Here is a 1,775-nt window from a genome sequence, read left to right on the forward strand (position 1 = left end):
GTCCAGCGGGCTCAGACGCAGCGCGACTTTGAATTGCTCGATTGCGGCATCTACGTTACCGAGCCAAAGGTGAGTGAACCCGCTCCACTGTCGTGCGATAACCAGATTTGGATCTAGATTTATCGCCCGCGTGAGGAGGGCTGCGCCTTCCTCGACCTCACCCACTACGTAAGCGAGCGCGTGTCCGGCCATTGCAAGCACCGATGGATCGTCCTTATCGAGTTCGATCGCTCGCCTCGCAAGTCGTCGGGCTTCAATCCGTTCCTGAGCGGTATCAGTGCTCCAGCCGAAAGCTTTCCTTTGTAGATAGCAACGAGCGCCGAGCGCGTATGCTGCGGCGAATTCGGGATCGATACCGCTGGCAATTTCCGTGAGCTTGAGAGCTTCAAGGTGCGCCTCTCTGGTGAATTTGTAAAAGCTGGCGTACGCGCGAAGATAGTAGTCGTAAGCCTGAAGGCTTTCGGTCGGCTTGCGCTGGGCGCGCTCGATTTCGGCGCGCTCCAGTTGAGGAGAGATTGCGCCGATCACGCTGCTGGTCACCCGATCCTGCAGATCAAACATGTCTTCGAGTGTACTATCGTATCTGTCTGCCCAGATATGATTACCCGTCGCGGCATCAACGAGCTGCCCAGTGATGCGAACGCGGTTGCCGGCCTTGCGGACGCTGCCCTCCAGCACGTAACGGACGCCAAGCTCGCGTCCGACTTGTTTGATATCGATAGCTTTGCCTTTGTAAGTAAAGGTGGAGTGTCGCGCGATAACGAAAAGCGATTTGGACCGCGACAGTCCAGTGATGATGTCCTCGACCATGCCGTCGGCGAAATACTCCTGCTCCGGATCGCCGCTCAGGTTCTGGAACGGCAGCACCGCGATGGAGGGTTTGTCGGGGAGAGCGAGCGGCAGCGAAGTCTCGGTCGGCGGTTTTGTTAGCATTGCCGGCGAAAAGCTTGGGCCGATGCGCGCGCGCCAGACGCGCATTGGTTCAGCGATATTCTTCAATACCTGCGGACCCATATCGTCATAATCGATACCGATCTTGCCCCGAATTTGCCGATGAGCATCGTCTGAAATGCTGACGCCACCCGGTTCTGCGATCCCTTCGAGACGCACCGCAATATTGACCCCGTCACCGAAGATATCGTTCTCTTCGATGATTATATCACCGACGTGAATGCCGATGCGAAATTCGATCCGCTTGACCTGCGGCACATCGATATTTTGTTCTGCCACGCCGCGTTGGATTTCGTCGGCACATCGTACGGCGTCGACTATGCTGGCGAACTCAACGAGAACGCCGTCCCCGGTATTCTTAACGATGCGTCCGTGATGCTCAGCGATTTTGGGATCGAAAAGCGTCTTTCTGAGAGCTTTCAGTTGCGCCAGCGTGCCTTCTTCGTCGATCCCTATCAAGCGGCAAGAGCCCGCGACATCCGCCGCCAGAATAGCCGCCAGTCGCCGCTCTACGTGCGCGCTGCTCAAGATCGACCCCCGGGCTCGGGGAAATTGAATGGTTATATAGCAGGATTGTGGGCCGATGTCCGGCTATGCTCATGTCCGAAACGGGTCAAAACGCGAAGTCCGGGCGGCCTTGCTCCACGTCCGCTCTAAGCCAGCAAGCAGACGTCGATGGGGGCGCTGCCTGCGTCACATTGTCGTCGCTCCCCTCGTCCTTGCTAAACAGCACCTGCCACCACCATCCGACCAGCGCAGCATGCGTGCGGACCTCTATGCTGCCAGAAACGGTATCTCGACCGCCAGTGTATAGCCGTTGACCA

2 protein-coding genes are annotated in these 1,775 nt (G+C 57.6%); both read right to left on the reverse strand.

Going from position 1 to position 1,775, the window contains the following annotated elements; translation table 11 throughout:
• On the reverse strand, positions 1-1,479 hold a 1,479-nt coding region (locus CP49_RS16490), incomplete at its 3' end, for an adenylate/guanylate cyclase domain-containing protein (RefSeq protein WP_245310718.1).
• 85 nt (positions 1,480-1,564) lie between these two features.
• A partial coding sequence (locus CP49_RS46700) for a hypothetical protein (RefSeq protein ID WP_210183102.1) occupies positions 1,565-1,775 on the reverse strand: 211 nt, incomplete at its 5' end.

The sequence above is a fragment of the Bradyrhizobium valentinum genome, from assembly GCF_001440405.1.
GTDB lineage: Bacteria > Pseudomonadota > Alphaproteobacteria > Rhizobiales > Xanthobacteraceae > Bradyrhizobium > Bradyrhizobium valentinum.